Raw genomic sequence first — 26571 nt, forward strand, 5'->3', positions numbered from 1 at the left:
TACTACAAAATTAGGGTGATATTGAATTTTTTTTATATAAATAATAATAGATGAGATTGACTTTACAAATACAAATGAGTACAGTCTTAGCAATACTCCTACAGATAGAGGAAACAGTCCTTTATTAGTCGTTTAATAGTCACAGTTGTTTCATTTCCTACAGGGTTTCCAATTTATGAAATTTAGCTACTCACCGTGGCTGGCTGCCTTAACGGTTGCTACCACCACTGCTGCCGTGAATCTGGTAAATGTATCCCCCGCTACAGCCGCTTTAATCAAATATGATCTACAAATCGATGGTATAAACGTTGACCTGCCAGATTATGGTGGTTCAGCACCAATAGAGGTAAGGACAGGTTTCTTCACAATAGACACTTCAATGGATGTAATTGAGTCAGTTGATCTAAGGCTGGTAAATATTAGATTTGATCAGGGGGAATTTGTAACTGCTGATTCCCAAACCAATATTCTTTTCAGCAATTCTGCACAGCCGAGTCAGAATCTAACTCTATTTGACGTAGCGCCACTTCCGCAGGAGATGGGTGGTATGTTAACCGGAGGAGCAGATTTCATAAATGCAGATGCAGATTTCAGGAACTCTGAATTATCCTACGAAATGACTGCATTTGCGTCTGTTCCTGAACCCTTAACAATCCTGGGTTCAGCCGCCGCATTAGGCTTTGGAGTTGTACTCAAGCAAGAACACTCAAGAAAGAAGAATAAAGTCAACGAATAAGGGCAAAACTCAAGCCAGTTGAGTTCCCTCCCCTTGGCAAGGGGAGGGTTAGGGAGGAGTCTGTCTCAAGGTATTGGAGATTGTTGAGAAGTTGACACAGATGTCAGCTTTGCGTCCCTACAGTATATGGGCATATAAATCAGATAAGGCTCCCCTCTAATGCCTCTAATTCTTCTCGTAAGGATAAAGGATTATATCCTAACGCAAACGCCTTGGAACTATCTAAGGAAACATCTGGAGGTCTTGGCGCTGCCATTTTTACCTCAGCTTGTCTACAAGAGTTTAATCCAGTCTTGGGTAATCGTAACACATCAACCAACAGACACCCAAATTCGTAACGTGATATCCGCTCTTTTCCTCCCAGATGCAAGTAGCCTTGAACGTTATCGAGGGCTAACAATAACCCTTTAGCTGCGGTGGTTCCACTCACAGGTGTGCGAAATTCATCAACAAATAATTTTAACTCCTTTCCCGCTTGTAACGTTTCAATAAATGGCTGAATAAAGCTAGTCGCTGTTGGTGTCGCCTGACCAAACATTAACGGCATTCGACAAATTGCTGTCTGAGGATAACGGCTTAACATCAACGTCTCAGCCCGAACTTTTTGTTCTCCATAATAGCTAATTGGCGAAACCGGATCAGTTTCCCGATAGGGTGGATTTAAACCATTAAATACCAAGTCAGTGGAGGTAAATACACAAGGAATATGATAATCTGCACACAGTCCCGCGATATCCCCAGATGCTGTAACATTTATTACTTCTGTTTCCTGGGGATGCATTTGGCAAAAATTGGGGCTAGATTGAGCCGCCGTATGAATAACCGCGTCGGGTTTAATAGTTTGGAAAATCTGCTTAACTTCCTGAAAATGGGTTAAATCAACTTTTAGTATGTTTATGTCTGGACTATTGACAGATTTAGAAAGGCAAGTTCCATAGACATTCCATTCTCGTTTTGACAACTGGCAAGTATGCCAACCCAAAAATCCACTAACACCTGTAATCAATAACCTTTTCATGTGATTAGATTGACTTATTTATACATCTTAGCCTTGTAAATAAGGGCGGGTTTTGTTGTTCAGCTATTGGTAACAAGCAAGGGCGGGTTTTGTTGTTCAGCTATTGGTAACAAGCAAGCTTTAGTGGCTAAACCCGCCCCGACAATGGCTAAACCCGCCCCGACAATGGCTAAACCCGCCCCGACAGTGGCTAAACCCGCCCCGACAATTGACCCTTCGACTACGCTCATTTTTCCTTTAGATATTCAAATGCAACCTCCCATCACTTTGACTCGCAGGTTAGTACTTCATTAACAGGGGCAAATCCTTCGGGGTCATCATACCCCACTAACTCAGAATAGTAATTTTTGTTTTGCAGGAGAATAACCCGCGCTGTGTCCAAGGGAGTATCATGAAACGTGAGTTCCCGTTTCGTTGTCAGCGTAACATTTTCATCAACAGTTGAGGGAAACTGTTCATAAGTAACAATTGTACTTCCCTCGTCTTCTGTAATGGTAATATATGACCTCATTCCCAAAGGATTAGGTTTTCCTGAATCAGGATTATACTGGCAAACTCTACTACTGCTAGAAGCCGCGCAACTCAACGGAAAAATTACAAAAGCCAGTAGCATGATCAATCGTGACAAATTAATTTTCATAATCAAGCCTTTGAATGAGTTTCGAGAATTTAGAGGTAGGTTTTACCGATAATTTTGCAGCAAGCCTTAACTAAACTTGCCTCGACCCAATCCAAGTGTTTTTACCTTAAGATGAATGCCACTGACTTTAGAGTTTGTAGTAAGCGCTGTCTTCGCTTCTGGCACGCTTCGTGCCTACTACGAACCCAGCTTAAGTCAGTGACATTCACATTAAGATGCCTAACTGGGTCACCAATCACCACTGAGCTAAGTCGATATCGGATACAGTTTGCTTTTTGGCTACTAAACTGATAGTTTAGCATAATAAGTTCCGTCAAATCTCACTATCATGTCCACTGATTTTAGCGACCATGATTTTAGGCGTTCAGATCGGGTGTCTACTTATGCTAAATTGTACAATTTATTACGAAGCAAGCGTTGGAGAGAGGCTGACATTGAAACTCGACGGTTAATGTTAACAATTGTGGGTGCGAATCAAAAACCAGACTGCTTGCTCACTCAATATAATATTCAGCAATTTCCCTGTCATGATCTGGTTCAGATTGACCAACTTTGGCGACACTTCAGTGATGGGCGCTTTGGATTTCATACGATTTATCAAATCTATGTAGAGGTTAATAAAGATTATGCTGCGTTGTCTGAACGGGTTGGTTGGCGTAGGGGGAAAAAATGGATCGGCTATAATGATGTCATTTTTACAGATGATGCACCAATTGGACATTTACCCATTACTTGGTTAGTACCAACCACATTTTGGATGTATTGGCTGGCGCGTTTTGCAAGTGTAGGTTGGCGTTTACTGTTGGAGCGTTGGGAAACTTGTTATTGGACAATTAATAATTGATAATTGATAATTGATAATTGTCCATTATCCATTGTCAATTTGTGAATAACTATCTTGATCACTTGAATTCATTTCTTGTAAAGACTGCCACCCCGGTTGCCAGAGAGAGCGGTCTTTAAGCTGTTTAGCATTCAACCAAAAGCGAACCGTAGGATCACAAGATGCTACCATTTCGGCAAAAACCCATTGACCCTGATTTTTGCGGTTGACTACTTGAAAATGTCGCCAACCCCAGGTTTGTTGAGTCGCTGTCCATTTGGAACCAACTAAATAAGGGAATTTTTGTTTTGCCATTAATAATTGGGAACGTATTGACCTTTCACAACCTTCGAGGGCGGTGTGTAGGGGCGGGTTTCACTATTATCGTTTCTTACTTAACCCAAAGGTAACTAAACCCGCCCCGATCAAGTGTTGAATTAGTTTGCTTATCTCCCCCATCTCCCAGACGCGCCATGGCGCGTCTCTACATGCTTCCCCATTCCTCATCCCTTACGCTGAGACAACAGGCGTGCAGCAATAATTCCACCAATAAACCCAAATAAATGCCCTTCCCAGGATACACCAGGAACCGTTGGTAAAATCCCCCAAATTGCGCCTCCATAGAGAAATCCCACGATCAGGGAAAGTAAAATAGAGGGAATATTGCGTTGAAAATAACCACGCAATAGCAGAAAACCCAGATAGCCAAAAACTAGACCGCTAGCGCCAATGTGAATACCGGGAGAACCAATTAACCAAACCCCTAAACCGCTAACAACCATGGTGATGGCGGTAACAATAAAAAAGTCGCTGGTTTTTTGTAACATGACGAACCAGCCGAGGGTGAGAAAGGGAACCGTATTAGCAATTAGGTGAGGTAAACCCCCATGGAGAAACGGGGCAAATAGGATACCCCTTAACCCAATAATTGTCCGGGGGAAAATACCATAGCCGTCGAGTGCGCCTTGGAAGATAACTAAATCAATGAGTTCCAAACCCCACATCGCCGCGACGAGTCCGCCTAAAATGGTAGCTTGGGTTTTGACTTCACGGGCAAGGGCTTGGGTTTCCTGACGGACAAGTTTTCGGGTTTCCCGGTTACTCATGGCTGGACCCTCTGAGATAGATTGTTGAGTATTAATGGTTCTAGGGTAGCAATTTCCTGTGACATCCTCCGACAGCAATTCTGGGGAAAGGGGGTTTTTGATGACATGGTATTAATTCCCCCCTTAATGAAATCCCTAAACCCGCCCCTACAGTTGAATTTGCCGATAAAATAAGGGTTAAAAATTGTCGATCGCGACGGGTTCGATGGGTTCGGCTAACTCAAACCCGAATATCTGCGAATAAAAGTATAACTCGGCTTCCAAGGTGCGCTTGATGTTCTCCGCCCGTCGGAATCCATGCTGTTCTTCGGGATAGGTGATGTATGCTACGGGTAATCCCTTCGCTTTTAACGCCTCCACCATCGTCTCGGCTTGGTTGGGGGGAACCACTTTATCTTCTAACCCTTGGAAGAAAATTACTGGACAGGACAATTTGTCGGTAAAATGAATGGGCGATCGCGCTTTATACAAATCTTGGCGTTCCGGATAAGCACCAATTAATCCATCCAGATAACGGGATTCAAATTTATGGGTATCGGTGGCTAGGGTTTCCAAGTCACTGACGCCGTAATAACTCGCCCCGGCTTTAAACACATCTCGGAAGGTAAGGGCGGCTAAGGTAGTATACCCCCCAGCGCTACCGCCTGCGATCGCTAACCGTTCTCCATCCACAAATCCTTGTTCCGCCAGGTATTTTGCACCATTGGCGCAGTCATCGACATCGACAATTCCCCACTGATTCTGGAGACGTTGGCGATATTCACGTCCATACCCTGTACTTCCGCCATAATTAACATCGAAAAAGGCAAAACCGCGACTTGTCCAATATTGAATCTTCAGATTAAAGGTACTGGATGTGGATGCAGTCGGTCCACCGTGACTTTTGACAATCAGAGGCGGTTTCTCGGTTTCGGGTGCTTGATAGTCTTTATTTTGGGGGGGATAGAAGAAGCCGTAAGCCGTTTTACCGTTTTCCGTGGGAAATGCGATCGCCTGTGGTGTCGAGAGGTATCCTTTATCTATATCTAATGTTGTCGATTGACGCAGAACCTCTATCTGTTGGTTGGTTAAGTCCATTTGAACAACGGCGGTGGGTTCGGTAGCGGAACCACCAATAAAGACAACGCGATCTGCTGTCACCTGCACCGATGAAATACTGGTATGAGGGGTTTCAATCGGGTTTAATTGTTTCGTCTGCAGATCGATACTCCCCAAGCGCCATCGCCCTTGTACCGTATAGGCACAGATTAGGCGATCGCGGGATGAAATGCCATAAGTAGACATACCAAACACCCATTGAGGAAGACCAAACTCCGCCTCCATTTCACACACAGGTTCTACCCCTTGCTGATTCCAGCGATACAGATTCCACCAGCCAGTCCGATCACAAACGAAGTATAATGTGCCATCAGCAGACCATTCCGGTTGAAAGATTGACTCATCAACCCCACCTGCAATACATTTAGCTTCACCGAGTAATCCATCGCCTTGAATCGGCGCCACCCACAGTTGTGTCCCATCCCATGGCATATTCGGATGATTCCAACTCAACCAGGCTAACTGAGAACCATCCGGACTTAAGCGGGGTGAGGCGTAGAAGTCATGTCCTGAAGCAATAATTTGGATAGCGTCACTATTATTTAAAGGAATACTGACTAAGGTGTTAACGGGTTCTGCACCCTCACTACTGTGATCTTCGCGCACACAAATCAGCCGTTGTCGCTGGGAGTCAATCACTAGATCAGCATAGCGGAGAGACTTCCCTGACTCTGGGGTGATGGGTTGAGGTTCTGCATCCCCTGTCTGCTGGTAAAGGCGCTGATCCTGATCATTGGCAAAATAAATAATCCCATCCTTAACTGTATAAGCACCACCACCATATTCATGAACGCGGGTACGCACATTAAACGGAGAGGGGGTACTATCTGCGATCGCGCCATTCGCCTGACGTCGTACAATCACATTACGTCCGGCTTCCATGGGTCGTGCTTCGATCCAGTAGGTATCCGTACCATCAAGGGCGATACTCCCCAAACCAATCGTACCCGCCACGATGAGTTCGGCGACGATGGGAGAGTTCCAGGAACCGTAGGGAGTAAGTTGTGGTTGAGTCATTGTTAATTGTCTCTGGGTTTTGCCAACCTTTATAAACTAATATATAGTTTTAATATAGATTTTTACATTTGGAATCAAACTGAAATCTCTTTGTTAAAATCTCTTCGTATTTATCCCTAAAATACTTTGGCACAATGACCAACAGGCTTTCCTCCGTACAACAGGCTTATTCCGATACATAATGGCTTGCCGTGCTTTACGTAGTTTTACGGAATCAGCGTCCTGTTTGTCAAGCCCAGGCAAAAAGGCGGTTACAGCCCTGTCAAGATACATCAGCCCCCCATCCCCTGTCATCGCCCTATTCTAAATTAAAGTAAAAAAAGATACGATACTATACACAAATCATTATAAAGCTTTGATGAAGTCAAGAACTTTTTCTATAAAGACTTAGTAAAGATAGGTATAAATACTTTCCAAGCAAATAAATTGGGTATAAACTAAAAAACTAGATAAATGGTTAGTATTTTAGCCAGTCATAAAAACAAGGCGACTCTCTCTGGAAGGTCTTAACCTTCTCTTTATCAATAGCCTGAACCCTTGATTCAGCTTTTCCCGGTTCAGAATCTATTCTTAGCCGCCAGTTCTAAAGATATTTTTCTTAACATCTACTGGCTCATACTAACTCACTTTGTGAACTTTAGTCAAGTTGATGACATAAGGAGAAGTTCAGTATGAACCGTCTAAGTTTAATCGCGATCGCCTGTGCAGCTAGCACGACAGCCTTAGGATTGTTGACCAGTCCGGCTCAAGCCGCATCATTAGGAGAATTAATCGAAAGTAATGGTACTTTCACAGATGAGCATCTGACGTTTAGCAACTTCAACGTCCAATATGCTTGTCTGGATTTCAATAACTCTAATGCGACCTGTGACGAGTTATTTAGCGCAGGTCATGTTCGTCCAATTAGTCCCTTCCAAATTGGAGTTGGTCAAGCAACCACTCCTCACGGTCCAGGAATACGGTTTAATGACTTTTTCAAGGCTGAGGAGGGTTACGGAATTGATTTAGCCATTAGCTATGATGTAACATCCACGAAACCCATTTATAGTTTTCACCTAGGTTTTGATTCCGTTTTAGATTCTGGACGAGTCGAAATTATTGAGACGGCGTCAGATATGGATGGTAATCACATTGGACAACTCTTTGCCGATAATATTACAGGGAATGCTCATCCTGACCTAGCCGACTCGGGTTCCTTCAGTAAACCCGTTACTCAGTTTCATATACTCAAGGATATTAATCTGACCAGTGTAGCGGGTACAGGTGACTCAACGATGTCAACCATTGATCAGGAATATGCTGTTCCCGAACCTCTGACAATCCTGGGTTCTGCTGCGGCTTTAGGGTTTGGCGTCGCCTTTAAGAAAGAGCAGTCGAGGAAGCAGAAAAACCGGAAGTAAAAAGTGACCTCAATCCTGTACGGTCAAGGAGAATAATCCCACTTGATTTAGGCGAAGTTGTGTAGGTAAAATTTGGTGAGATAGCAATTAGCTATTAGCCAAATCCTTGCCCTGATCAGCAAAAAATCAAACCGTTCAGTTCCGAAAATTTTACCGCCCTTAACCCGCCATGGGTCGGGCGGCTTTTTGTCGGATTTTATATAAAGATTTACTAAAAGTAAGTATAAATACTTTCTCAACCAAACAATCAGGTATAAACTGATTATAAATTGGATAAATGGTTAGTATTTAAGCCAGTCATAAAAACAAGGCGGCTGGCTACAGAATGGTTTAACCCTTTAGTCGTTGGACTTTGACCGCCCTTAACCACTCAGTTGCTGGGGCGGTTTTTTGTGAAATGGGCAATTTTAAACGAACCAATTCATTGTAAATCATCAAAACAGAGACAGCATTACGCCAGTAGTGGCATGGCACACCTTATTTGATGAATTAACCATTAGCCCCGAAACCGTAGGGGCGCATGGCGTGCGCCCAATTCAATGGTCAAATCTATTCCATCATTTTAGCTGTGTCAGTCCAGTAGTGGCATGGCACACCTTATTTGATGAATTAACCATTAGCCCCGAAACCGTAGGGGCGCATGGCGTGCGCCCGATTCAATGGTCAAATCTATTCCATCATTTTAGCTGTGTCAGTCCAGTAGTGGCGTGGCACACCTTATTTGATGAATTAACCATTAGCCCCGAAACCGTAGGGGCGCACCGACGTGCATCCGTGTCAACTTAAGACTTTGTATGACTAGCGCTCAAAGTTTAGATCCCCCTAAATCCCCCATGCAAAAAAAGCGAAGCATCCTCTGGCTTCCCCCTGTTTAAGGGAAGAGGGGAATCTGAAGGAGGACTTTGATTAATTTCTGGTTCCCCCCTTTTGAAGGGGAACTTTGATTAATTTCTGGTTCCCCCCTTTTGAAGGGGGATACTGCTGGCGAATCAGGGGTCAGACCCCTCACCCCCATCCCTCCGTTGCTCTATTCCTTCACGTCCATTCATGGTTTACGTTGAGAGGAACCCCATCAGCTTGCGCCCTCTAGGGGGTAATCGATGCATTACCTACATCTTTCTTAAAGATTGTGCGATCGCGTCACGATCTGGCAAACCTTCGCGCAATTGTGTAGTCCAAGTCAGTACAATTGCTGGTTTACATATGCGATCGCGTTTCGGGATGGGATTGCCTCACGCTTGTGTATCAAGAGTCAGAGCCGTAATGGGGGGTCAGACCCCAAAGGGGGCTCAGAGCAAAAAATAAGATAATACAAACAGTTGAAGAGTTGATGAAAGGCGGCGATGACACTACATCCACAAAACTATTGGGAAGTACCAAAAGAAACGGTTAGAGTAGCGCGTGCATCTTTCCCCAAAGGAAACGTATACATGAAAATGTATGATGAATTAGGCACATTATACAAAGACAAAGACTTTGTAGATTTATTTCCCATCCGATGTGGACAATCAGCTATTTCACCAGCTCGATTAGCATTAATCACAATAATGCAGTTTGCGGAAGGTTTAACAGATAGACAAGCGGCTGATGCAGTTAGGAGTCGAATAGATTGGAAATATGCTTTGGGATTAAACCTAACGGATTCAGGATTTGATGCAACAGTGCTAAGTGAATTTAGAGGAAGATTATGCCAAAATGAAGCATCAAATAAGTTGCTGGATGTGATGGTGTCTCACTTTAAAGAACATAAATTAATCAAGTCGAGAGGAAAACAGCGTACAGACTCAACCCAAGTGGTGGCAGCGATACGTCAAGTTAATCGTTTAGAATTAGTTGGCGAAACCCTAAGAGCAACACTGAATCAAATAGCTACCCTTGCCCCGGAATGGTTACAAGAAATTATATCAGAAGATTGGTTTGACCGATACAGTGAACGATTTGAGAATTATCGGTTACCCAAAGAGAAAACCAAACGGGAAGAAATGGCATTGTTAATTGGCAGGGATGGACACCATCTGTTGGAAAAGTTATGGCGTGAAGATGACATACAAGCCGAAAAGTTGCGTCAAATCGAGAGCGTGGACACATTGAGACGTGTGTGGATTCAACAGTATGTATTTATCGAGGGAAGATTGTTATGGAGAAACAAAGAAAAAACGGGATTACCTCCCCACTCAATCTCGATTGAATCGCCCTATGACACGGAGGCAAGAAATGGAAAAAAAAGAGAGAAAAGTTGGACAGGATATAAAGTTCACTTGACGGAAACTTGTGACCCGGACACCCCCAATATAATTACCAATGTAGAGACAACGGTGGCAACAACTCCCGATGGTGTCATGACCTCATTGATTCATCATAAATTAGCCGAAAAAGACGGGCTACCGAGGGAACATTATGTGGATGCTGCTTACGTTGATGCCTATCAATTAGTTGAAAGTCATCAAGTCCATCAAGTTGAGCTTGTTGGTCCGGTGGCAGTGGATGTAAGCTGGCAGTCTAAGTTAAATACAGGATTTGATGTGTCGGCGTTTTTCATTGATTGGGATAAAAAAATTGCTCAATGTCCCCAAGGACGCTTAAGTCGCTCATGGCGGATTGAATATGATAAAAGTAAGCATCCCGTTATTCAAGTGGGATTTGACCGTCAACACTGTACAATTTGTCCAGCAAGAACTCGTTGTACAAAAAGCAAAAAAGCGCCCAGAAAACTGAAATTGCGACCTCGTGACGAGTATGAGTCCCTTAACCTGCGTCGCCAGGAACAAAAAACTAAAGAGTTTAAGAAAAAGTATGGTTGTCGTGCCGGAATTGAAGGGACAATTTCTCAAGGTGTACGGAAATTAGATTTACGACGAACTCGATATTCCGGGCTGGCTAAAACTCATTTACAGCATATTGCTATAGCTTGTGCCATGAATTTATCTCGTTTTTTTTCCCAGTCAAATGGCTTGTTAAAAGCTCAAACTCGCACAAGTTCATTTGCCCGCCTACGCAGGCAGTATGCTTAATCAATATTAGCAGCTTTAAATAGGGCTTGCTGCACTCGTTAGGAAGGTAGAAAAGATTTGGGTTTTAAGCCATTTGTTCCGGGAGCCTCCCAATTTTGCGCGTTAGCTCTTTTTAGATAAATAAATAATATACAAGCTACATATCCTCAAAGCAGTTTGGTGAGCAGCATCCCATTAGAATTGGGACAAATCCGCACGCGATCACACTCTCTGGGAAAACCTCGGCTCCCAATCACGCTCATCCTTTATGTAGTGAGGGTTTGATATCATGTCCTAACGATTACCCATAATTGCAATACTGTAGCAACAAGGGTTTTAGGCGTTTTTATTAGGGGTGTTTGACCGGACATGATATGACACCCTGGTATAGTACAAATATATTAAAACTTCAGTCTCACTCAGGGTTAAGCATGAATGGACGTGAAGGAATAGAGGAGCGGGGTGAGGGGTCTGACCCCTGATTCGCCAGCAGTATCAAGGGGGGCTAGGGGGGATCTCTTCTTAAGTAAGGGTTTCAGCCTTAAGTTGACACCAATGACCGACGTGCGCCCAATTTCACGGTCAAATCTAATCCAAAATTTTAGCTGTGTCAGTCCAGTAGGTCTTGAAAAGCACCCAAGTAAACATAAAACTTCATAAAGCTGTGATAAAGCCAAATTTTTTTCAGATAAAGATTCAGTCAAGATCAGCCTAAATGCTTTCCAGTTAAATAAATAGGATATAAACTTAGAAAGTAGATAAATGGTTAGTAGTTAAGCCAGTCCAAACAAAAAGGCGGCTTCGTTAGGAAGGAATTAACCTTCTGATTTCAAATAGATTGAACGCTTTGAGTAAGCTTTTCTCAGGTTCAAAATCTATTCTTATTCTTAGCCGCCACTTTCAAATAGTTTTTCTTATTTATACTGGCTCATACTAACTTGATTTATGGACTTTCGTCAACTTCGTGATATTAAGGAGAAGTTCAGTATGAACCGTCTAAGTGCAATCGCCATCGCCTGTGCCGCTAGCGCTACCGCTGTTTTGGGATTGGTAACCCGTCCAGCGCAAGCCGTATCATTAGGAGAATTAATCCGAGATAACGGTACTGTCCAAGATGAGTATATGACCTTTAGCAATTTCACCTTTGCGTATACTTGCCAGGATTACAGTGACCCTAATGCGGATTGTGAAGAGCTATTTCAGGCTGGTCATGTGCGTCCCATCAGTCCCTTCCAAATTGGGGTAGGACCAGGAACCTCCTCTCATAGTCCAGGATTACAAATTAATGACTTTTTCCGAGCGGAGGATGGCTACAGAATTGATTTAGATATTAGCTATGATGTAGAGTCCACAAGACCCATTCAGAGTTCTGACTTAAGCTTTGATGCTGTGGTCGGTTCTGGACGAGTTGAAGTGACGGATACGGTGTCAGATATGAATGGTAATGAAGTTGGACGCCTCTTTGCCGATAATATTAGAGACAATGATGTTCCTTTCCTCGCCGATTCGGTTGTCTTTGATAGGTCTGTCACTCAGTTTCAGGTACTCAAGCAGATTAGTATGAACAGTGAACCGGGGACAGGTCTATCGAATATGACCACGATTGACCAAGAATATGCCCCGGTTCCCGAACCCCTGACCATCCTGGGTTCAGCGGCTGCTTTCGGGTTTGGCGTCGCCTTCAAGAAAGAACATTCGCGCAAAAAGAACAACCAAAAGTAAACAGCCGCGTTAACCACGTATCCTCCTGACTTTTCACGGTATATGGCGCAACGTGAGTGTAGAGACGTTACATGCAACGTCTCTACTTTTTGGTTACTTGTGCCGATAGGCAAAAAATCTCACCATATCAAGATAAAAATAAGAGATTCTTGAACGTTAATATATATATGTGTCAATAAGTAAAATTACTCAATCACTCACTCCGATCGCCTCCTCAGTAGGACTTGTTAGAAATGAACGCGATCGCCGGACTATTTTCTCCGTATATTTACGGAATTGCCACGGATTCTGATCAAGCACAGTAATCCTAGGGCGTCACCCAGTCCAGATAAGGATTTGAGCTAGCAAGCATTCTTGATCTGCCATGGCGTGAAGGCAGATGAACTCAATAGTTAGGGATGGAACTACGCCGATACTAAAGGTCGTTAAATTGACAACAGCATACACAAAACTTTATAAAGTTTTGATGAAGTCAAGGGCTTGTTCTATAAAGATTCTGTAAAGATACGAAAAATATCTTGCCAAGAAAATTAGATCGTTATATGTTATGTCTATAACCAAAGACTGAGTATCTATCCAACTAAAGATAGAGATAGCAAAAAGGCGGACGCTGAAACGAGGTTCCACTCGAATCAGCGGAAGTCACTGATACCAAGATATAGCAGTATCAAGGTATTCATAACCTATCTTTAGCCGCCTACTTATTAGGTTTGTGAAATGCAATTTCAGATAAATACTAACTCTCTTTGGTAACTTGTGTCAACTTGACCTAAATTCGGAGATATATATATAGTATGAACCGTCAAAGTGCATTTGCTGTTGCTTGTGCCGCTAGTGCTACCGCCATTTTAGGATTAATGGCGAGTCCGGCTCAAGCCGTATCTTTGGGAGAGTTGATCGACACTAATGACACTTTCACCGATGGAGGTTTAACGTTTAGCAACTTCAGCTTCCAAGTCGCTTGCCTCGATTTCAGCGATCCTGAGGCTACCTGTGAAGAGCTATTGGAGGCTGGTAATGTCCGTCCAATTAGTCCCTTTCAAATTACAGTTGGTCCAGCCACCACTCCTCATGGTCCAGGAATACAGTTTATTGACTTTTTCCGAGCTGAGGATGGCTACGGCATTGATTTAGCCATCAGCTATGATGTAGAATCCACAGTACCCATCAATAAATTTTACCTAAATTTTGATGCTGTCCTAGATTCTGGGCGAGTTGAGATTATTGAGACAGTAACATCGAACGGTAATCCCACTAAACAACTCTTCGCCGATAATATCACAGGAGGTGATTTTCCTGACCTAGCTGACTCTGATACCTTCAGTACACCAGTCACTCAGTTTAGTGTACTCAAAGATATTAATCTGACCAGCGTACCGGGTACGGGTCCATCAATTATGAGCACGATTGACCAAGAATATGCCCCGGTTCCTGAACCCCTGACTATCCTGGGTTCAGCGGCTGCTTTAGGGTTTGGCGTTGCCTTTAAGAAACAGCATTCGCGAAATAAGAAAAACATCAAATAAAAAGCTACGTCAACAAAATTTCTAACGATTTATTCATTGTTGTCAATCTCCCGCCACCAGTCATTGGTTAGGCGGGTTTTTGTGGAATTAGCGATTTTTCGGTTAACCCAACCTGAATCAAGGATATTGGGTCAGAGCAGTTGAACAAGTATATATACTCAGGATAATATGAGGTTTATGAAGCGTTGATGAAGACAAAGGCTTGTTATATTTTTATATAAAGATTATGTGAGGATTGGGAATACATTCAGTAGCTGAAATTTCACCGCCGTTAACCACCCAGTTGGTAGGGCGGATTTTTCTTGGTTATCAATGTTTTGCCAACATCTGTAGGGGCGACCCGCTGCATTAAAATAGGAGAACCCACCTATCAATTTGATCGGGTCGCCCTCCGCGTGATATCAGCAATTAAAGACCAATAATATTGGGGTTGCCCCTGGAAAAAATTCACACAAGCAACCCATTCATCTTATCGAGGAACCCAGCATCAAGTATCAAAAATTATTGAACACCATCTACATTTAGACTGGGGCGAGTCGAGACAGGTTAATTGTCACACCTCAATAGTTGCTCAGCGACTCGCCCCTACAACCCCGAACCCGATAATTCCCACAACCGCGATCGCGTCTTGGATCGGGTTATCGTTGAAAAGGTGGACTTCGCCTACTTCTCCCAACCCGATCGCCAATCACCAGAAATGGATATTAATCAGTTACTCCTCTGGATTGTCTGCACCTCCTGCATTCTGAACATTATCGTCGGCATTCGTCGTGCCAGTATTTCGGATTCAGCCGTGTACATCCGTAGCTGGATGATTGTTTCCGGTTTAGTGTTAGCCACAACAGGTGTCTTGTATGTCCTCACTCCAGAGAATGCAGGCTGGATTGGTGGGGGGTTATGGGGGTTGTTGATCTTAATGCCGATTCTGGGGTTTAGACTCATGAATCAACTGGCATATCAGGAACGCTTTGGTGCAGCTAGCCGACTGGGTAAACTACTCTGTTGGCTACACCCCGCCCAGAATTGGCGTCAATTTTCTGAATTATTGGACACCCTGGAACAATTAAAGCAGGGTTCAACGGTTGAAGCCACGGCAATTATTAACCGCTACGAAACCACCAATCGTCCTCTGGTGCGACATACCATTGCTACCCTCTATAAAATGGAGGCGCGTTGGCAAGAGTTGCGGGAGTGGATTGAAACCAACGTACCACAGACCGCCCTGGAACATGATCCCAGTCTGATCCTGTACTACCTGAGAGCGTTGGCAGAGATGGGGGACTTAAATCGTTTGCTCACCCAACTCGATCAGTTTGAACGTATCTTAGAACGGAGCGATCGCGGCATCAATCAGAGTCAAGCGTATTTATTTGCCTTTGCCTTTTGCGGTCAAAAAGCCCAGGTCGTACAATTGCTCACTGGACCTTTAGCATTTTATCCAAAGTACATTCGCCAATTTTGGCTGGCTACAGCAGATTGGGCGGCGGGAGACGTAGAGGAAGCACGTCAGCAATTGTTGGCTATTTCTAACCGCCATACTGGACTCTACCGCCATGCGATTCAAGCTCGTTTATCCCAGTCACCTGTCAACCCTGATGCTGTTTTGACTCAATATTCTCAGCAGATTTTAGCGCGGCTTACAGTCAATCTCCAACATCAGATGCGATACGGTTCCAGAGAAAGGTTTCTAGGTTCTAGAGCCTATACGACTTGGGCAATTATTGGATTAAACCTGATTGTATTTGGATTGGAAATTCACTTTGGTGGAAGTGAAAATCCGCAAGTTTTATACAAACTTGGCGCATTAGTACCAGAGGAAGTTCTTGACGGGGCTTGGTGGCGGTTATTAACCTCAACATTTTTGCACTTTGGATTTCTGCATCTATTAATGAATATGCTGGGTCTGTATATCCTTGGACCCTTTGTCGAATATGCGCTTTCTGGGTGGCGATATTTACTACTCTATCTCAGTTGTGGTGTTGGTTCAATGTTGGTAGTATCTCTAGCCACTCATTTCGGATACTCTGAGGCTCAGTTTGTAGTTGGCGCATCCGGTTCCGTGATGGGGATTGTGGGCGCAACGGCGGCTGTTTTACTTCAAGGATGGCGGCGCGAAAAATCCCGTTTAGCCTCTCGTCGCTTACGGTTTATTTTATTTATTATTGCCTTTCAAGTTATCTTTGACCTATCAATTCCTCAAGTCAGTGTCACGGGTCACACGTCAGGCTTAATCATCGGTTTTTTGGTGGGGCTTCTGCTGTACCATAAGTAATACTAAATCCGGGTTAATTACCCCCGTTTGGGTAGGGATAAGGTAGAGGGCAGAAAGGGTAGAAGGGATAGAAGGAAAAAGTACCCAAGTTAAGAAGAGAGTGACTTCATCAGATTTGGTGTAATGATCTCCCCCTTCCTTCGTCGGGAAAGGAAGGAGGTTAGGTCTACAGATCTTCCGAGTTCGTAGGTTCTGGCGGCAGATCAAACATGATTTCCAGGGGAACTGTTGGCATCAGTTGCTTGAGAACTCGCAGATGACCCTCGGCGTCTACTCGATTGCCTAGTAAGCGCTTAGCACTCTGGGCAATTGCTTTTTTTGTTTGCCAAAGATAATTATATACTATAGCGTCAAAACTTATTCGTCAACGCTTAAGTGTTTAAGCTGTAGCATTTAACCTCTAGTTCTGGTACATAAATGCTCATAAGCTAAAGGACATGTACCGAGTTAGAGTCAGAGTTAAAGAGCTGTGTCAGGAAAAAGACTGGAGCCTCAACGAATTGAGCTTGCGTTCTGGTGTCACCTATAGCACCGTTAGGCGTTACGCCCTGCAATCCTTGGGCAAGGTCAACATGGATACTGTGTGCAGGATAAAGGAAACGTTTGGTTGTTCTTGGGAAGAATTGCTGGAAGTACAAGGGGATAGTTCGTTCAATGAGTAAGTAGTCAGGAGTCACACGGAATTTGATGAAATTGCTGATCAGCAACGATGATGGAATTTTTGCCTTGGGGATTCGCACCTTGGCTGATACACTGGCACAAGCGGGTCATGATGTTACCGTCGTATGTCCAGATCGAGAGCGATCGGCAACGGGTCACGGTTTAACCCTCCATGATCCCATTCGCGCCGAAGCGGTTGATACGATTTTTCACCCGGCGGTTAAAGCTTGGTCTTGTTCTGGAACTCCCTCAGATTGTGTAAAGTTAGCTTTGGGAGCCTTAATTGATCGTCCCCCCGATTTTGTCCTATCGGGGATTAACCACGGTTCTAACTTAGGCACTGATATCCTTTACTCTGGCACGGTTTCCGCCGCCATGGAAGGGGTGTTAGAAGGAATTCCCAGTATTGCCTTCAGTCTGACTAGCTATACGTCAAAAGAGTTTCACGTTGCAGCCACGTTCGCCAAAAGCCTGATTGAGCGGCTCTCTGGCGCACCCCTAGCCAAAGTCATGTTACTCAATGTTAATGTACCGCCCGTGAGTCAGGCGGAAATCGCTGGGGTTAAAGTTACCCGCCAAGGAATTCGTCGCTATTTTGATACCTTTGAGAAACGAGTTGATCCACGGGGTAAAACCTATTATTGGCTAGCAGGTGAAGTGATTGAGGATATAGAACAACCCCCCCATTCCCATCTTCCCCCCGATTTAGCTACCGATGTTCAAGCAATTAAGGAAAACTATATTGCCATCACCCCCCTGCAATACAACCTGACGGATATTGCTGGCGTCTCTAGTTTGCAAAGTATAGAGTTTTAAGTGGAATGGCACTGACTTTAAAGTTTGTAGTCAGCGATGCGAGCGCTTCTGGCACGCTTCGTGCCTACTACGAAACCAGCTTAAGTCAGCAACATTCGTTTTAAGTGGGTGGACACAATTAATCTGAACGGTGGAGATTGTCATTGGTCATTGGTCATTGGTCATTGGTCATTTAGACAGGGCGGGTTTAGTGACGTTAGGATGGGCAAAAAACGATAGTAGTGAAACCCGCCCCTACACAATTTCCCCATCTTCCCTATCTCCCCCAGCTTCCAGATTTATTGGGGTGTTTTCTGTAACTCCGGTCGCTCTTCCGGAACGATCGCGCCTTCTACAGGACAGACCTGTAAACATATACCACAATCGATGCAGGTATCGAAATCAATCCAATACCAGTCTGTCCCCTTGACATTTTTGCCGGGACCAGGGTGAATGCAAGCAACTGGACAAGCTTCGACGCAATCTGCAACCCCTTCACAGGTTTCCGTAACAATAGTGTGAGACACGCTATTCCCTCTCGTAGTTACATGACATGGCAAACGTCATTTTGGAACGGGTAATTCCCCATACCTTTTATGTTAATACATGAGATACTGTTCCTCACCCCGCACGGGCATAGATTACGTTCAATTCTCCCTGGCGTCATTCGTTGCCTATCATTCCTGATTCTGCTTCAGACAGTTGTGCTTGTAGTTGGGTGATCGATAACACTGGCAAGCTTACCTCTGAAAAGTCGGAAATATCGCGAGTTACGATCGCATCCAGTTGATTTAACACCGCACAAGCCCACTGAATACCATCTTCAAAGTCTTTGAGATTGCTGCTTAATGCTTGCTCAACAGTGGGGCGATCCACCCGGCGAATCTCAACTTCTTGAATTCCCTCTAATAGCTCTTGAGGAATGACTAGCCCTTGCTCAGTGACTTTAACTCTCATAAGTTATCTAAATAATTTCATCCATTGTCTACCTATTATAGCCAATGCAATTAGACTTATTTGATTTGATATGAATGAGACTCGCCTCTGGAGTATCTTTGACTTCTCGACGAGTTTTGATCAGGAAGCCACCGATGACATAAGCCGCAAATAATAGTGCGATTCCGATGACAACCTGAAGCACGATATTACTAGGGCGTTTTTTCATAGCCGATTAAGTTGGAACATCTTTTGCAGGGGTTTCTGTTGATAATAAGTCACTAGAGACGTTCCGGCGGAACGTCTGTATTAAGCATATTCTCTTTCCGCTTTAGAGTTTGTATAGCCTTACCAAGGCAGGTGATACGTCATCCGGTGAGAGACGAACATCAATGATGCTAAAGGTGTTGCTCTCTTGTGCCAGTGCGTCGTATTTCTGTATTTCACTAACTTGCAATCTGCTATAGTTTATGACTGCCCCTTCGCCGCGCCACTACTCACCAAACTGCCAGAACCGCTATGGCGTTGGAAGATTTCATCAATCAGCCACTCAGTCGTTGCCTTACAATTATGAATCGGCGTTGGTAGTAACTTTAGATAGGTTGCCTGACGGATCAAGTGACCCGCTTTTCCGGTCACTTCAAATTGATTGAACAGATTAGCTGCACTCTCATTCAATCCCAGCTTCAGCAGTGATCCGCGCAATTTTACTTGAGCGGGACTGGGTTGCTTCCCTTGGGAAATTGCTTTCAAGTTACTCGCGATCGCAGCGCCTTCCTGATAGGCAACCTGTGCCAGAGGGGGTAGGCAATTCACCATTTCCGCCGCACAATCTCCTCCGGCAAAAACCTCTGGAAAACTGGGCAGTTGCAGGGTTGGCGTCACCTGAATCCGACCCAGGCGATCGCAGTATTCTTCTGGAATCGGTAAGGCTCTAATTAGGGGATGGGTACAGACGCCAGCCGTCCAGATTACGGTTACGGTGGGGATAGCGTCAACTTGATCGTTGTGTTTAAACTCGATACGATCAGGATAAACTCCAGTAACCGTATGCTCAAATCGCAATTCCACACCACCCTGTTCCAGTGATTTGCGGGCAGTATCGCGCACATCGTTGTTAATGTCTCCTCTGAGAAGTTCTGGCATTTTCTCCAACAGCACGATGCGAATGTCTTGGGGATCACCGCCTAATTCCCGATACCAATTGGGTAGTAAATCACCCAGAGTTGCTGCCATTTCCACTCCTGATGGACCGGCTCCCATGAATACCACAGTTAGCAGGCGGCGGCGTTCCTCAGCATCGGTGGTTTGACTAGCGCGTTGTAGGCAGTTTCGCAGGTGTTTTTCCAAGGCGATCACATTCCCTCGAGTGCGGAAGGGATAGGAATTTTCCCGCGCTCCTTCAATGCCAAAGTAGTTGACAACGCTACCCAAGGCTAAAACGAGATAGTTATAGGTGTAGTTTAATCCTGATGCCAAACTGACCTGACGTTGGTGCAAATCAATCCCTTCCACCCGATCCTGAACAAAGGTGACATTGCTACCTTCGAGCAATTTTTCATAGCGAGGGCAAACCTGGTTAGCATCCATTTCCTCACTGAAAAACTCGTAGAGCAATGGCTGAAACGTAAACCGTTCTTTCTGGTCAATGAGGATAATCGGTTGCGAATATTTCTGATGACTTAGATGCATGGCTGTAAATAAGCCAGTAAAGCCACCACCTAGAATTAGGGTAGGATTTGTTTGTTGATTCATAAATAATGTATTAAGTATTTACGCTTGAGTTACAGTTTTTTCTGAGCTATCAGATCTGTCCTAATCACAATTTCTAGAGTAAGTGAATGAAATGGTCTCTCCGATTCGACAGTCTCTAGTATTAATTAATAAGCTAAAACCCGAAATGCCAAATCCAATCGAATATAGATGAGTTCTGGCACTGCATCTGATTTTTACACACCTTTAGCCGCTACCCTCGCAACATTATTGGCGAAGCCAAATTATTTATGACCTAGCCGATTACTTTTTATAGTTTTTTTTGTATCTTTACCTCTATCCCAGGGTAGATAAGCTTATAAATGTTTTTATCAGTGGCACTTGTTTCTTCTACACAGGTGGGCAAGTTCAATAAACGATAATATTGACGCCTACGACTTTGGTCTTCTTGCCCACCCTACATCATATCAGCTTATCGAACAACCTGGATATCAATGGTTTCTAGCGTAGTACCATCTTCAGCTTTGATTACGACATTTTCATAGTCGCCAAAGTAAAATTCGTCTTCATAACGAACAGTGGTGCTATTGATGACTTGAGGATATATCCTGTTTCCAGTTGGTTCCTCAATTCGCAGTACTAAGGTAAGATTGTCATCCAGAGGATTTTGCTCCATTGGTCTAACTAACTCAGCGCTATATCCCGGATTGGGTAGACTCACATCAGCTTCAACATAAAGTGAGGGAATACCCACGGGCATACGATTTTCGTAGGCTTGCCAGTTGGATGTACTCACAGGTAAATCCGCTTCATCCTCACCCATAGAACCTGTAGAAGGTTGATTTTGAGCCAGTTGCCTTTCAGCAGGTACTGCACTCTGCTTATTAGACATAATCTCGATTGGTTTGGCGTAAACACTGGGATTAAAAGCAACGATGACTATAGCCAGAATACCCAAATTTTTTCCTAATCTGAATCCTTGTGTAAGTAGATTGTCGTTCATGTTCAACCTCCAAGTGCAAATTTCAATATTTACGGGTAAACTAAGTAGTCGGACAAAAGAAAACGGTACTGTATTAAGTTTTGTAGATTAACCTCAAACCCTTACTGTTCCCTGTTCCCCGTTCCCTGTTCCCCGTTCCCTGTTCCCTAATCTCAACCGTTAACTTTAATTGTTTCCACCTACTTATATGTTGATGGTCTAGCCTATTAATTTTTATAGGTTTAGTTTTATCTTTGCCTCTACCTCAGGGTGTAATACGAATGGCGTTCAATTAAGGGAATGGCGCTGAATTAAGACTGGTGGGCAATGTCCACCCTACGGTATATCAAGGGTTTCGGTGATCCAGAACGGCTATAATGAGCGTGCCATTGAACTTGATATAGTTGAGTTTATTTCCACTCGCTTACTTAAATTTTACTTGAATATGGCGAGAAAATTCAGATGTATTGCCGCTAGAGTCAGTAGCAGTTGCGGTTATCACTTGTCCCATAACTGTAGCCGGCAAAATGGCACTGAATACAGCTTCTCCACGGTTATCTGTCGTTACAGATAGTGAACCTAAAGGAACTTCCCCTTCACCATAATCAGATGGATCAGCACTTCTATTGGCGAAAAATTCTAAAGTGAATTGGGTATTAGGAGTGCTAATCAGTATTCCTTGAATTTCAGTATGATTATTTTTTCCCTCTGCGCTTAAAAGAGTGGGATAATTTTGCAACTGATTTGAGCCAGAGTCTAAATCTAATACATCGTTCTCAATGGGGACAGAAGCTGATAAATGATTCCCTGTCTCACCATTCAAAAATGCATCATGGGATGTTGAGCGACTTGAGCTTAAACTAATTCCCAAACCTTGATTATTAAATAGACGATTTGTCTGGATTAAATTATTAATTGCCTCGGCTATTCCCCCAGAAACAGTTTCCACTGTCGTAATTTGAATGCCATTGGCTCCATTATCGTGAATGGTGTTATTTGAAATTTGGGTATTAGTAATAGAGGCATTAAACCCGACTTCATCCCCCCTAGCTTCTAACCGAATTCCATTATGATTATTATTCGCGATCGCATTCCCGGTGATCCGCGTTCCCCGAATCAAAACATCCATCAGCGGCAATACACTATCAGGAGTATAAATATTAGAAAATATAGCAATTCCATCACCGCCATTGGCGATAGTGATGCCACTGGGATTAATCCCAATATAATTGTTTTCAATCCGGTTATCCCATGGCTGTGTCCCAAATCCTCGGTAGATATGAATTCCGTGGCGACGATTCCCACCGATAACATTATTGCGAATTTGGTTGGCGGGTTTTTTGATGCCAATACCATCCGTACTTAAGATGGGGCTTAATGCCACTATACCTGTGATATCTGTACCAATTAAATTATTTTCAATCGTATTTTCAATTGCCCCCCATTGCAGCGTCAGGTTGGCTTCTGAATTGCCTTGGCATCGAGCATTTCCAGAAATTAAATTATGGCGTATTTTATTCAGGCGTGACGGTGCATCAGAGCGGGTTCCACCAATCAGCAAACCATCAATACAATTGCCTAAAGCGACGGTTCCGGTATAATCAGTACCAATATAATTACATTCCACTAAATTATTACTGGCATAATTGGAAACCCAGAGATTTGTCGTGTGGCTTCCGGCGATGACATTACCTCTAATCCTATGATTTTGGGCAGGATATCGGGAATCTAAAGCGGCAAAATTGCCATGCCCAATCACTACACCATGACCGCGTTTTTCAGTGGTATTCCCCAATACTTTTTTACCTGTGTAATCTGTGCCAATAAAATTATTAACAATAGTATTCCCTTGCTGATCGGCATTGGCATCGCCGTTGACGAGAACGCCCAAGAATGTATTCCCGGAAATAACATTATTTTTAATGGTAATATTATTGGGATTCGTGGTGTTTCCGGCTTTAATCACAACACCTCGGTTATTACCCAGGGCAACTGTACCCGTGATATCTGTCCCAATATAATTGCTGTCAATAATAACTTGACTGGAGTTATTTAAGATTTCGATACCAGCGCGTTGAAACTGATTAATAACCAGTCCTCGGATCACAACCTGATCCGCATCAATCGTAATACCACTTACTTTACCCGCCGCCGCACCATTTAACTCAATAATAGGACGACTAATTGTTATGGTTTGGGCTGGAAGCGGAACGCCCATTGGGTTGGGACAAGTTAGGGAATGGGTTGCGGTAGTTTTGAAACCAGGCTGGGATGTGCCATCAATAACCACCGCTTCCGTTATAGTTGGTAATGGCGAATTAGGAATAATGCTGGGTTGAGCCGATTGAATATTAAACGCGATCGCATCAATGGTAGGATAGGGAGAACCTGTCCGGCAATCGCCATTTGTGGTATCCCGATTCGTGTTGGCGTTGTTAATCGCTTCGCGCAGGGTACAATTGCCATCACCAGCATTGATATCATCGACGGTGGTATTAACTACAATAGCCGCAGTTTGTGCCGAAGCACTCTCCATGAGTAGCGAGAACCCGCTAGCCCATAAACCGATAGATGCTATAGCTTTTGTGCGCGTATACATAATAAGTTTTTCAGCGTAGCGCTACCTCAAAACTAATTGTTCATGCCGTTGGTACTGTTCGTCAATTATAATACGAAATTACGCCAATTTGGTGGATTGTTCCCTGTTCCCTGTTCCCTAAATTTTCAATCCGCCCCAGATGATACCAACTCAAACTCAACATTGCATTGGGGCAAATACATCTGTTGAATATACTCAGCCAGCATCCGCTCTGTATTGAAAAAGGGTGCTATAGTTTTAATCGAAGCTTTCATCCTTTGAATCCAGCCCTGCTTTAACCCTTGCTCATCTTCGTCGTAGTATAGGGGAATAATCTCGTTTTCTAATAAATCGTAAAGGGCTTCAGCGTCAGGTTGGTTTTGTAACTGGGCAACTTCAGTTTTATCCCCATTCCGAATCGCCCAACCATTGATACCTTTCCCTTCAGGTGAGGCTTGATAGGCTTCGCACCACCAACCATCAAGAATGCTGCAATTAATCCCCCCATTTAAAGCGACTTTTTGCCCACTCGTACCCGAAGCTTCACGAGTACGCAGGGGATTATTCAACCACAGATCTACCCCCTGCACCAACTTTTCCGCGATGTGTAAGTCGTAGTCTTCAAGAAACACAAAGCGATGCTGGATCTCTGGCTGGTTTCCCCACTGGATTAATCGTTGAATGATTTGTTTGCTTTCATAGTCGGCTGGATGGGCTTTACCTGCAAAGACAATTTGCACCGGGCGTTCTGCATGACTAAACATTGCCTTAGCCCGTTCAGGATCGGTAATAATTAAATCGCCTCGTTTATAGGTAGTCATGCGACGGGCAAAACCGATGGTTAAGGCATTTGGATCAAATAGATTGGCTACGGCTGCGATGGATTCGGCTGACTTACCGTTTTCCCGGCTTTTTTTCTGCAAATGGGAACGGATGTGGGCAATCAGTTGTGCTTTAAGACATTGGTGACGCCACCAAATTTCCCAATCCGGAATCTCGTCTATTTTCGCCCACATTTGCTCATTCGTCACCTGGTTTACCCAGTCTTTGTCTAAGTATTGGCTATAGAGATCTGCCATTAACGGGGCTGTCCAGGTACGCAGATGAACACCATTGGTAATATGACCGATGGGAACGTTTTCAATGGGGCGATTAGGATACAAACTTGACCACATCTGGCGGCAAACTTCACCATTCAGTTTGCTGACACCATTGGCAGCTTTGGTTAAGCGTAATGCCAAAATCGTCATGTTGAAGGGTTCCCATGGATCATTAGAACGACGGGTTCCGAGGTCTAAAAATTCCTGGCGGGATAGTCCCAGTTGAGTCCAATACTGATGAAAATAGGAGTCAATTTGTTGGTTAGAAAAGATATCATGACCCGCTGGTACTGGGGTGTGTGTGGTGAAAACGCCCCGCGATCGCACCGCTTTTTTCGCCTCCTGAAAACTTTTCCCTGTGCGTTCGATATCTTGGCGCACGACTTCCAGCATGGCACAGGTAGCATGACCTTCGTTAAGATGATAAATTTGCGGATCAAACCCCAACGTTTGCAACGCCCTAACCCCACCAATTCCTAAGAGAATTTCTTGGGCAAGGCGCGTATCTTGATTCCCGCCATATAGTTGTCCAGTAATCCAACGGTCAACGTTCTGATTATCATCAAAATTAGTATCTAATAAATAAAGATTGACTCGTCCCAATCGCACTTGCCAGATTTAGGCTTTAACCGTGCGATCGCGAATCTCTACGTCAATAGTAAGGACTTGCCCTTGCTGATCCTGACATAATTCTAGAGGCAATTGTTCAACAGTATGATCACGATACTCCTCTTTTTGCCAACCACTCCCATCAAAGTGCTGGCGGAAATAACCTTGACGATACAATAAGCCTACGCCGACTACAGGTACGCCTAAATCAGAAGCGGATTTTAGATGATCAGCAGCCAGAACCCCTAAGCCACCCGCATAAGTGGGAATGCAGGGATGAAAACCATATTCGATTGAGAAATAGGCGATGGGTTGCTGAGGTTGCAACTGGGGGAGTTTCTGATTTGCCCAGGTATTAGTAGTATCCATATAGTGGCGAAACTGGTTTTCCAGTGTTCTAACTCGACTGAGATAATAGGGGTCTATGGCTAACTGGGCTAGCCGTTCATCTGAAACCATTGCTAGTAGCTTGACAGGATTGCGATCGCATTCTTCCCAAAGTTGAGAATTAATCACCCGAAAGATAGATAATCGGTCGGGAGACCAACTCCACCAAAAGTTGAAGGCGAGATCGGCTAGAAAATGAAGCGGATAGGGCAATTTCGTTTTTAACTCAATTGCACTAGCTGATGCCGTTTGTGTTGTCATAGCTGCACCGAATTTATAGGGATTTCAAAACCTGTTACCGTTTTAAAAGGTTAAAGTTATGACGCCTTTGCCATTGATTTAAATCTTTATTAAAATTATATTTTTTTATAAAATAATCAGCAATTTTAAACAATAATCTAATTCTTGACAATCAATCTAAAGAGAGAGATTATCTTGATTCTGATTACAGCGCTTTTGGTGG

22 protein-coding genes and 1 pseudogene are annotated in these 26571 nt (G+C 43.9%); 10 read left to right on the forward strand and 13 right to left on the reverse strand.

Annotated elements, in window-relative coordinates; translation table 11 throughout:
* The first annotated feature begins 175 nt into the window (after positions 1–175).
* Positions 176–736 carry a PEP-CTERM sorting domain-containing protein gene (locus tag RIE73_RS10310; protein ID WP_446401102.1) on the forward strand — a complete coding sequence of 187 codons (561 nt, stop codon included), beginning with the start codon at positions 176–178 and terminating at the stop codon, positions 734–736.
* Positions 737–875: 139 nt separating this feature from the next.
* Here RIE73_RS10310 and RIE73_RS10315 read toward each other — a convergent pair whose 3' ends face one another.
* The 3 genes from RIE73_RS10315 to RIE73_RS10325 are packed head-to-tail and all read right to left on the reverse strand — an operon-like array spanning position 876 to position 2367.
* On the reverse strand, positions 876–1754 hold the full coding sequence (locus tag RIE73_RS10315) for an SDR family oxidoreductase (protein ID WP_446401103.1): 879 nt from the start codon (positions 1752–1754) through the stop codon (positions 876–878).
* Between the two features lie 59 nt (positions 1755–1813).
* On the reverse strand, positions 1814–1984 hold the full coding sequence (locus RIE73_RS10320) for a glycine zipper family protein (RefSeq protein WP_446401104.1): 171 nt from the start codon (positions 1982–1984) through the stop codon (positions 1814–1816).
* Between the two features lie 32 nt (positions 1985–2016).
* Positions 2017–2367 carry a hypothetical protein gene (locus tag RIE73_RS10325; protein ID WP_446401105.1) on the reverse strand — a complete coding sequence of 117 codons (351 nt, stop codon included), beginning with the start codon at positions 2365–2367 and terminating at the stop codon, positions 2017–2019.
* A 355-nt stretch (positions 2368–2722) separates the two neighbouring features.
* On the opposite strand from RIE73_RS10325, the gene RIE73_RS10330 reads away from it, so the two are divergent.
* The gene (locus RIE73_RS10330) at positions 2723–3238 is read left to right on the forward strand and encodes a GUN4 domain-containing protein (RefSeq protein ID WP_446401106.1); all 516 of its coding nucleotides are present in this window, start codon (positions 2723–2725) and stop codon (positions 3236–3238) included.
* Between the two features lie 24 nt (positions 3239–3262).
* Here RIE73_RS10330 and RIE73_RS10335 read toward each other — a convergent pair whose 3' ends face one another.
* The 3 genes from RIE73_RS10335 to RIE73_RS10345 form a co-directional block, all read right to left on the reverse strand.
* Positions 3263–3532, reverse strand: a complete 270-nt coding sequence (locus tag RIE73_RS10335; RefSeq protein ID WP_446401107.1) for a TIGR02450 family Trp-rich protein — start codon at positions 3530–3532, stop codon at positions 3263–3265.
* Between the two features lie 188 nt (positions 3533–3720).
* Positions 3721–4323: a rhomboid family intramembrane serine protease gene (locus RIE73_RS10340; protein WP_446401108.1), complete on the reverse strand. Its 603-nt coding sequence runs from the start codon at positions 4321–4323 to the stop codon at positions 3721–3723.
* 177 nt (positions 4324–4500) lie between these two features.
* Complete coding sequence (locus tag RIE73_RS10345; RefSeq protein WP_446401109.1) at positions 4501–6438, reverse strand: S9 family peptidase; 1938 nt, start codon at positions 6436–6438, stop codon at positions 4501–4503.
* Positions 6439–7109: 671 nt separating this feature from the next.
* Between RIE73_RS10345 and RIE73_RS10350 the strand changes: the two genes are divergently transcribed.
* The 8 genes from RIE73_RS10350 to surE all read left to right on the forward strand — a co-directional run bounded on the left by RIE73_RS10350 (position 7110) and on the right by surE (position 17824).
* Complete coding sequence (locus RIE73_RS10350; RefSeq protein WP_446401110.1) at positions 7110–7838, forward strand: PEP-CTERM sorting domain-containing protein; 729 nt, start codon at positions 7110–7112, stop codon at positions 7836–7838.
* Between the two features lie 462 nt (positions 7839–8300).
* The gene (locus RIE73_RS10355) at positions 8301–8624 is read left to right on the forward strand and encodes a hypothetical protein (RefSeq protein ID WP_446401111.1); all 324 of its coding nucleotides are present in this window, start codon (positions 8301–8303) and stop codon (positions 8622–8624) included.
* Positions 8625–9181: 557 nt separating this feature from the next.
* Positions 9182–10849 (forward strand): IS1182 family transposase, encoded by a 1668-nt coding sequence (locus RIE73_RS10360; RefSeq protein WP_446401112.1) that lies wholly within the window; start codon positions 9182–9184, stop codon positions 10847–10849.
* A gap of 966 nt (positions 10850–11815) precedes the next feature.
* The gene (locus tag RIE73_RS10365) at positions 11816–12550 is read left to right on the forward strand and encodes a PEP-CTERM sorting domain-containing protein (protein ID WP_446401113.1); all 735 of its coding nucleotides are present in this window, start codon (positions 11816–11818) and stop codon (positions 12548–12550) included.
* A gap of 794 nt (positions 12551–13344) precedes the next feature.
* Positions 13345–14076, forward strand: a complete 732-nt coding sequence (locus RIE73_RS10370) for a PEP-CTERM sorting domain-containing protein (protein WP_446395335.1) — start codon at positions 13345–13347, stop codon at positions 14074–14076.
* A 550-nt stretch (positions 14077–14626) separates the two neighbouring features.
* Entirely contained in the window at positions 14627–16348 is a 1722-nt protein-coding gene (locus RIE73_RS10375; RefSeq protein ID WP_446401114.1) for a rhomboid family intramembrane serine protease, read from the forward strand.
* A 437-nt stretch (positions 16349–16785) separates the two neighbouring features.
* Positions 16786–17010: a helix-turn-helix domain-containing protein gene (locus RIE73_RS10380; protein WP_446381999.1), complete on the forward strand. Its 225-nt coding sequence runs from the start codon at positions 16786–16788 to the stop codon at positions 17008–17010.
* A 25-nt stretch (positions 17011–17035) separates the two neighbouring features.
* Positions 17036–17824 carry a 5'/3'-nucleotidase SurE gene (surE, locus tag RIE73_RS10385; protein ID WP_446401115.1) on the forward strand — a complete coding sequence of 263 codons (789 nt, stop codon included), beginning with the start codon at positions 17036–17038 and terminating at the stop codon, positions 17822–17824.
* Positions 17825–18102: 278 nt separating this feature from the next.
* On the opposite strand, the gene RIE73_RS10390 is transcribed toward surE, so the two are convergent.
* From RIE73_RS10390 to glgP, 7 genes and pseudogenes are all read right to left on the reverse strand, one after another.
* Positions 18103–18330 (reverse strand): indolepyruvate ferredoxin oxidoreductase subunit alpha, encoded by a 228-nt coding sequence (locus RIE73_RS10390; RefSeq protein WP_446342090.1) that lies wholly within the window; start codon positions 18328–18330, stop codon positions 18103–18105.
* A 136-nt stretch (positions 18331–18466) separates the two neighbouring features.
* A complete protein-coding gene (locus RIE73_RS10395) occupies positions 18467–18760 on the reverse strand; it encodes a PIN domain-containing protein (protein WP_446401116.1) in 294 nt (97 codons plus the stop codon).
* A gap of 28 nt (positions 18761–18788) precedes the next feature.
* Entirely contained in the window at positions 18789–18968 is a 180-nt protein-coding gene (locus RIE73_RS10400; RefSeq protein WP_446401117.1) for a hypothetical protein, read from the reverse strand.
* A 239-nt stretch (positions 18969–19207) separates the two neighbouring features.
* A complete protein-coding gene (locus RIE73_RS10405; protein ID WP_446401118.1) occupies positions 19208–20494 on the reverse strand; it encodes an NAD(P)/FAD-dependent oxidoreductase in 1287 nt (428 codons plus the stop codon).
* A gap of 430 nt (positions 20495–20924) precedes the next feature.
* The gene (locus RIE73_RS10410) at positions 20925–21455 is read right to left on the reverse strand and encodes a hypothetical protein (RefSeq protein ID WP_446401119.1); all 531 of its coding nucleotides are present in this window, start codon (positions 21453–21455) and stop codon (positions 20925–20927) included.
* A gap of 403 nt (positions 21456–21858) precedes the next feature.
* Positions 21859–24033, reverse strand: coding sequence for a right-handed parallel beta-helix repeat-containing protein (locus RIE73_RS10415; RefSeq protein ID WP_446401120.1), 2175 nt, complete (start codon positions 24031–24033; stop codon positions 21859–21861).
* 125 nt (positions 24034–24158) lie between these two features.
* A pseudogene (gene glgP, locus RIE73_RS10420) lies at positions 24159–26369 on the reverse strand (alpha-glucan family phosphorylase).
* Between the last annotated feature and the right edge of the window lie 202 nt (positions 26370–26571).

The sequence above is a fragment of the Coleofasciculus sp. C1-SOL-03 genome, assembly GCF_040220555.1.
Lineage (GTDB): Bacteria > Cyanobacteriota > Cyanobacteriia > Cyanobacteriales > Coleofasciculaceae > Coleofasciculus.

Excerpts from the sequence above, each read along its gene's own strand:
- RIE73_RS10410 (WP_446401119.1), bottom strand. The coding sequence starts at position 21,455 with ATGAACGACAATCTACTTACACAAGGATTCAGATTAGGAAAAAATTTG.
- RIE73_RS10395 (WP_446401116.1), bottom strand. The coding sequence starts at position 18,760 with ATGAGAGTTAAAGTCACTGAGCAAGGGCTAGTCATTCCTCAAGAGCTA.
- RIE73_RS10310 (WP_446401102.1), top strand. The coding sequence starts at position 176 with ATGAAATTTAGCTACTCACCGTGGCTGGCTGCCTTAACGGTTGCTACC.
- surE (WP_446401115.1), top strand. The coding sequence starts at position 17,036 with ATGAAATTGCTGATCAGCAACGATGATGGAATTTTTGCCTTGGGGATT.
- RIE73_RS10400 (WP_446401117.1), bottom strand. The coding sequence starts at position 18,968 with ATGAAAAAACGCCCTAGTAATATCGTGCTTCAGGTTGTCATCGGAATC.
- RIE73_RS10320 (WP_446401104.1), bottom strand. The coding sequence starts at position 1,984 with ATGAGCGTAGTCGAAGGGTCAATTGTCGGGGCGGGTTTAGCCACTGTC.
- RIE73_RS10315 (WP_446401103.1), bottom strand. The coding sequence starts at position 1,754 with ATGAAAAGGTTATTGATTACAGGTGTTAGTGGATTTTTGGGTTGGCAT.
- RIE73_RS10330 (WP_446401106.1), top strand. The coding sequence starts at position 2,723 with ATGTCCACTGATTTTAGCGACCATGATTTTAGGCGTTCAGATCGGGTG.
- RIE73_RS10370 (WP_446395335.1), top strand. The coding sequence starts at position 13,345 with ATGAACCGTCAAAGTGCATTTGCTGTTGCTTGTGCCGCTAGTGCTACC.
- RIE73_RS10405 (WP_446401118.1), bottom strand. The coding sequence starts at position 20,494 with ATGAATCAACAAACAAATCCTACCCTAATTCTAGGTGGTGGCTTTACT.
- RIE73_RS10340 (WP_446401108.1), bottom strand. The coding sequence starts at position 4,323 with ATGAGTAACCGGGAAACCCGAAAACTTGTCCGTCAGGAAACCCAAGCC.
- RIE73_RS10335 (WP_446401107.1), bottom strand. The coding sequence starts at position 3,532 with ATGGCAAAACAAAAATTCCCTTATTTAGTTGGTTCCAAATGGACAGCG.
- RIE73_RS10345 (WP_446401109.1), bottom strand. The coding sequence starts at position 6,438 with ATGACTCAACCACAACTTACTCCCTACGGTTCCTGGAACTCTCCCATC.
- RIE73_RS10350 (WP_446401110.1), top strand. The coding sequence starts at position 7,110 with ATGAACCGTCTAAGTTTAATCGCGATCGCCTGTGCAGCTAGCACGACA.
- RIE73_RS10380 (WP_446381999.1), top strand. The coding sequence starts at position 16,786 with ATGTACCGAGTTAGAGTCAGAGTTAAAGAGCTGTGTCAGGAAAAAGAC.
- RIE73_RS10415 (WP_446401120.1), bottom strand. The coding sequence starts at position 24,033 with ATGTATACGCGCACAAAAGCTATAGCATCTATCGGTTTATGGGCTAGC.
- RIE73_RS10325 (WP_446401105.1), bottom strand. The coding sequence starts at position 2,367 with ATGCTACTGGCTTTTGTAATTTTTCCGTTGAGTTGCGCGGCTTCTAGC.
- RIE73_RS10365 (WP_446401113.1), top strand. The coding sequence starts at position 11,816 with ATGAACCGTCTAAGTGCAATCGCCATCGCCTGTGCCGCTAGCGCTACC.
- RIE73_RS10360 (WP_446401112.1), top strand. The coding sequence starts at position 9,182 with ATGACACTACATCCACAAAACTATTGGGAAGTACCAAAAGAAACGGTT.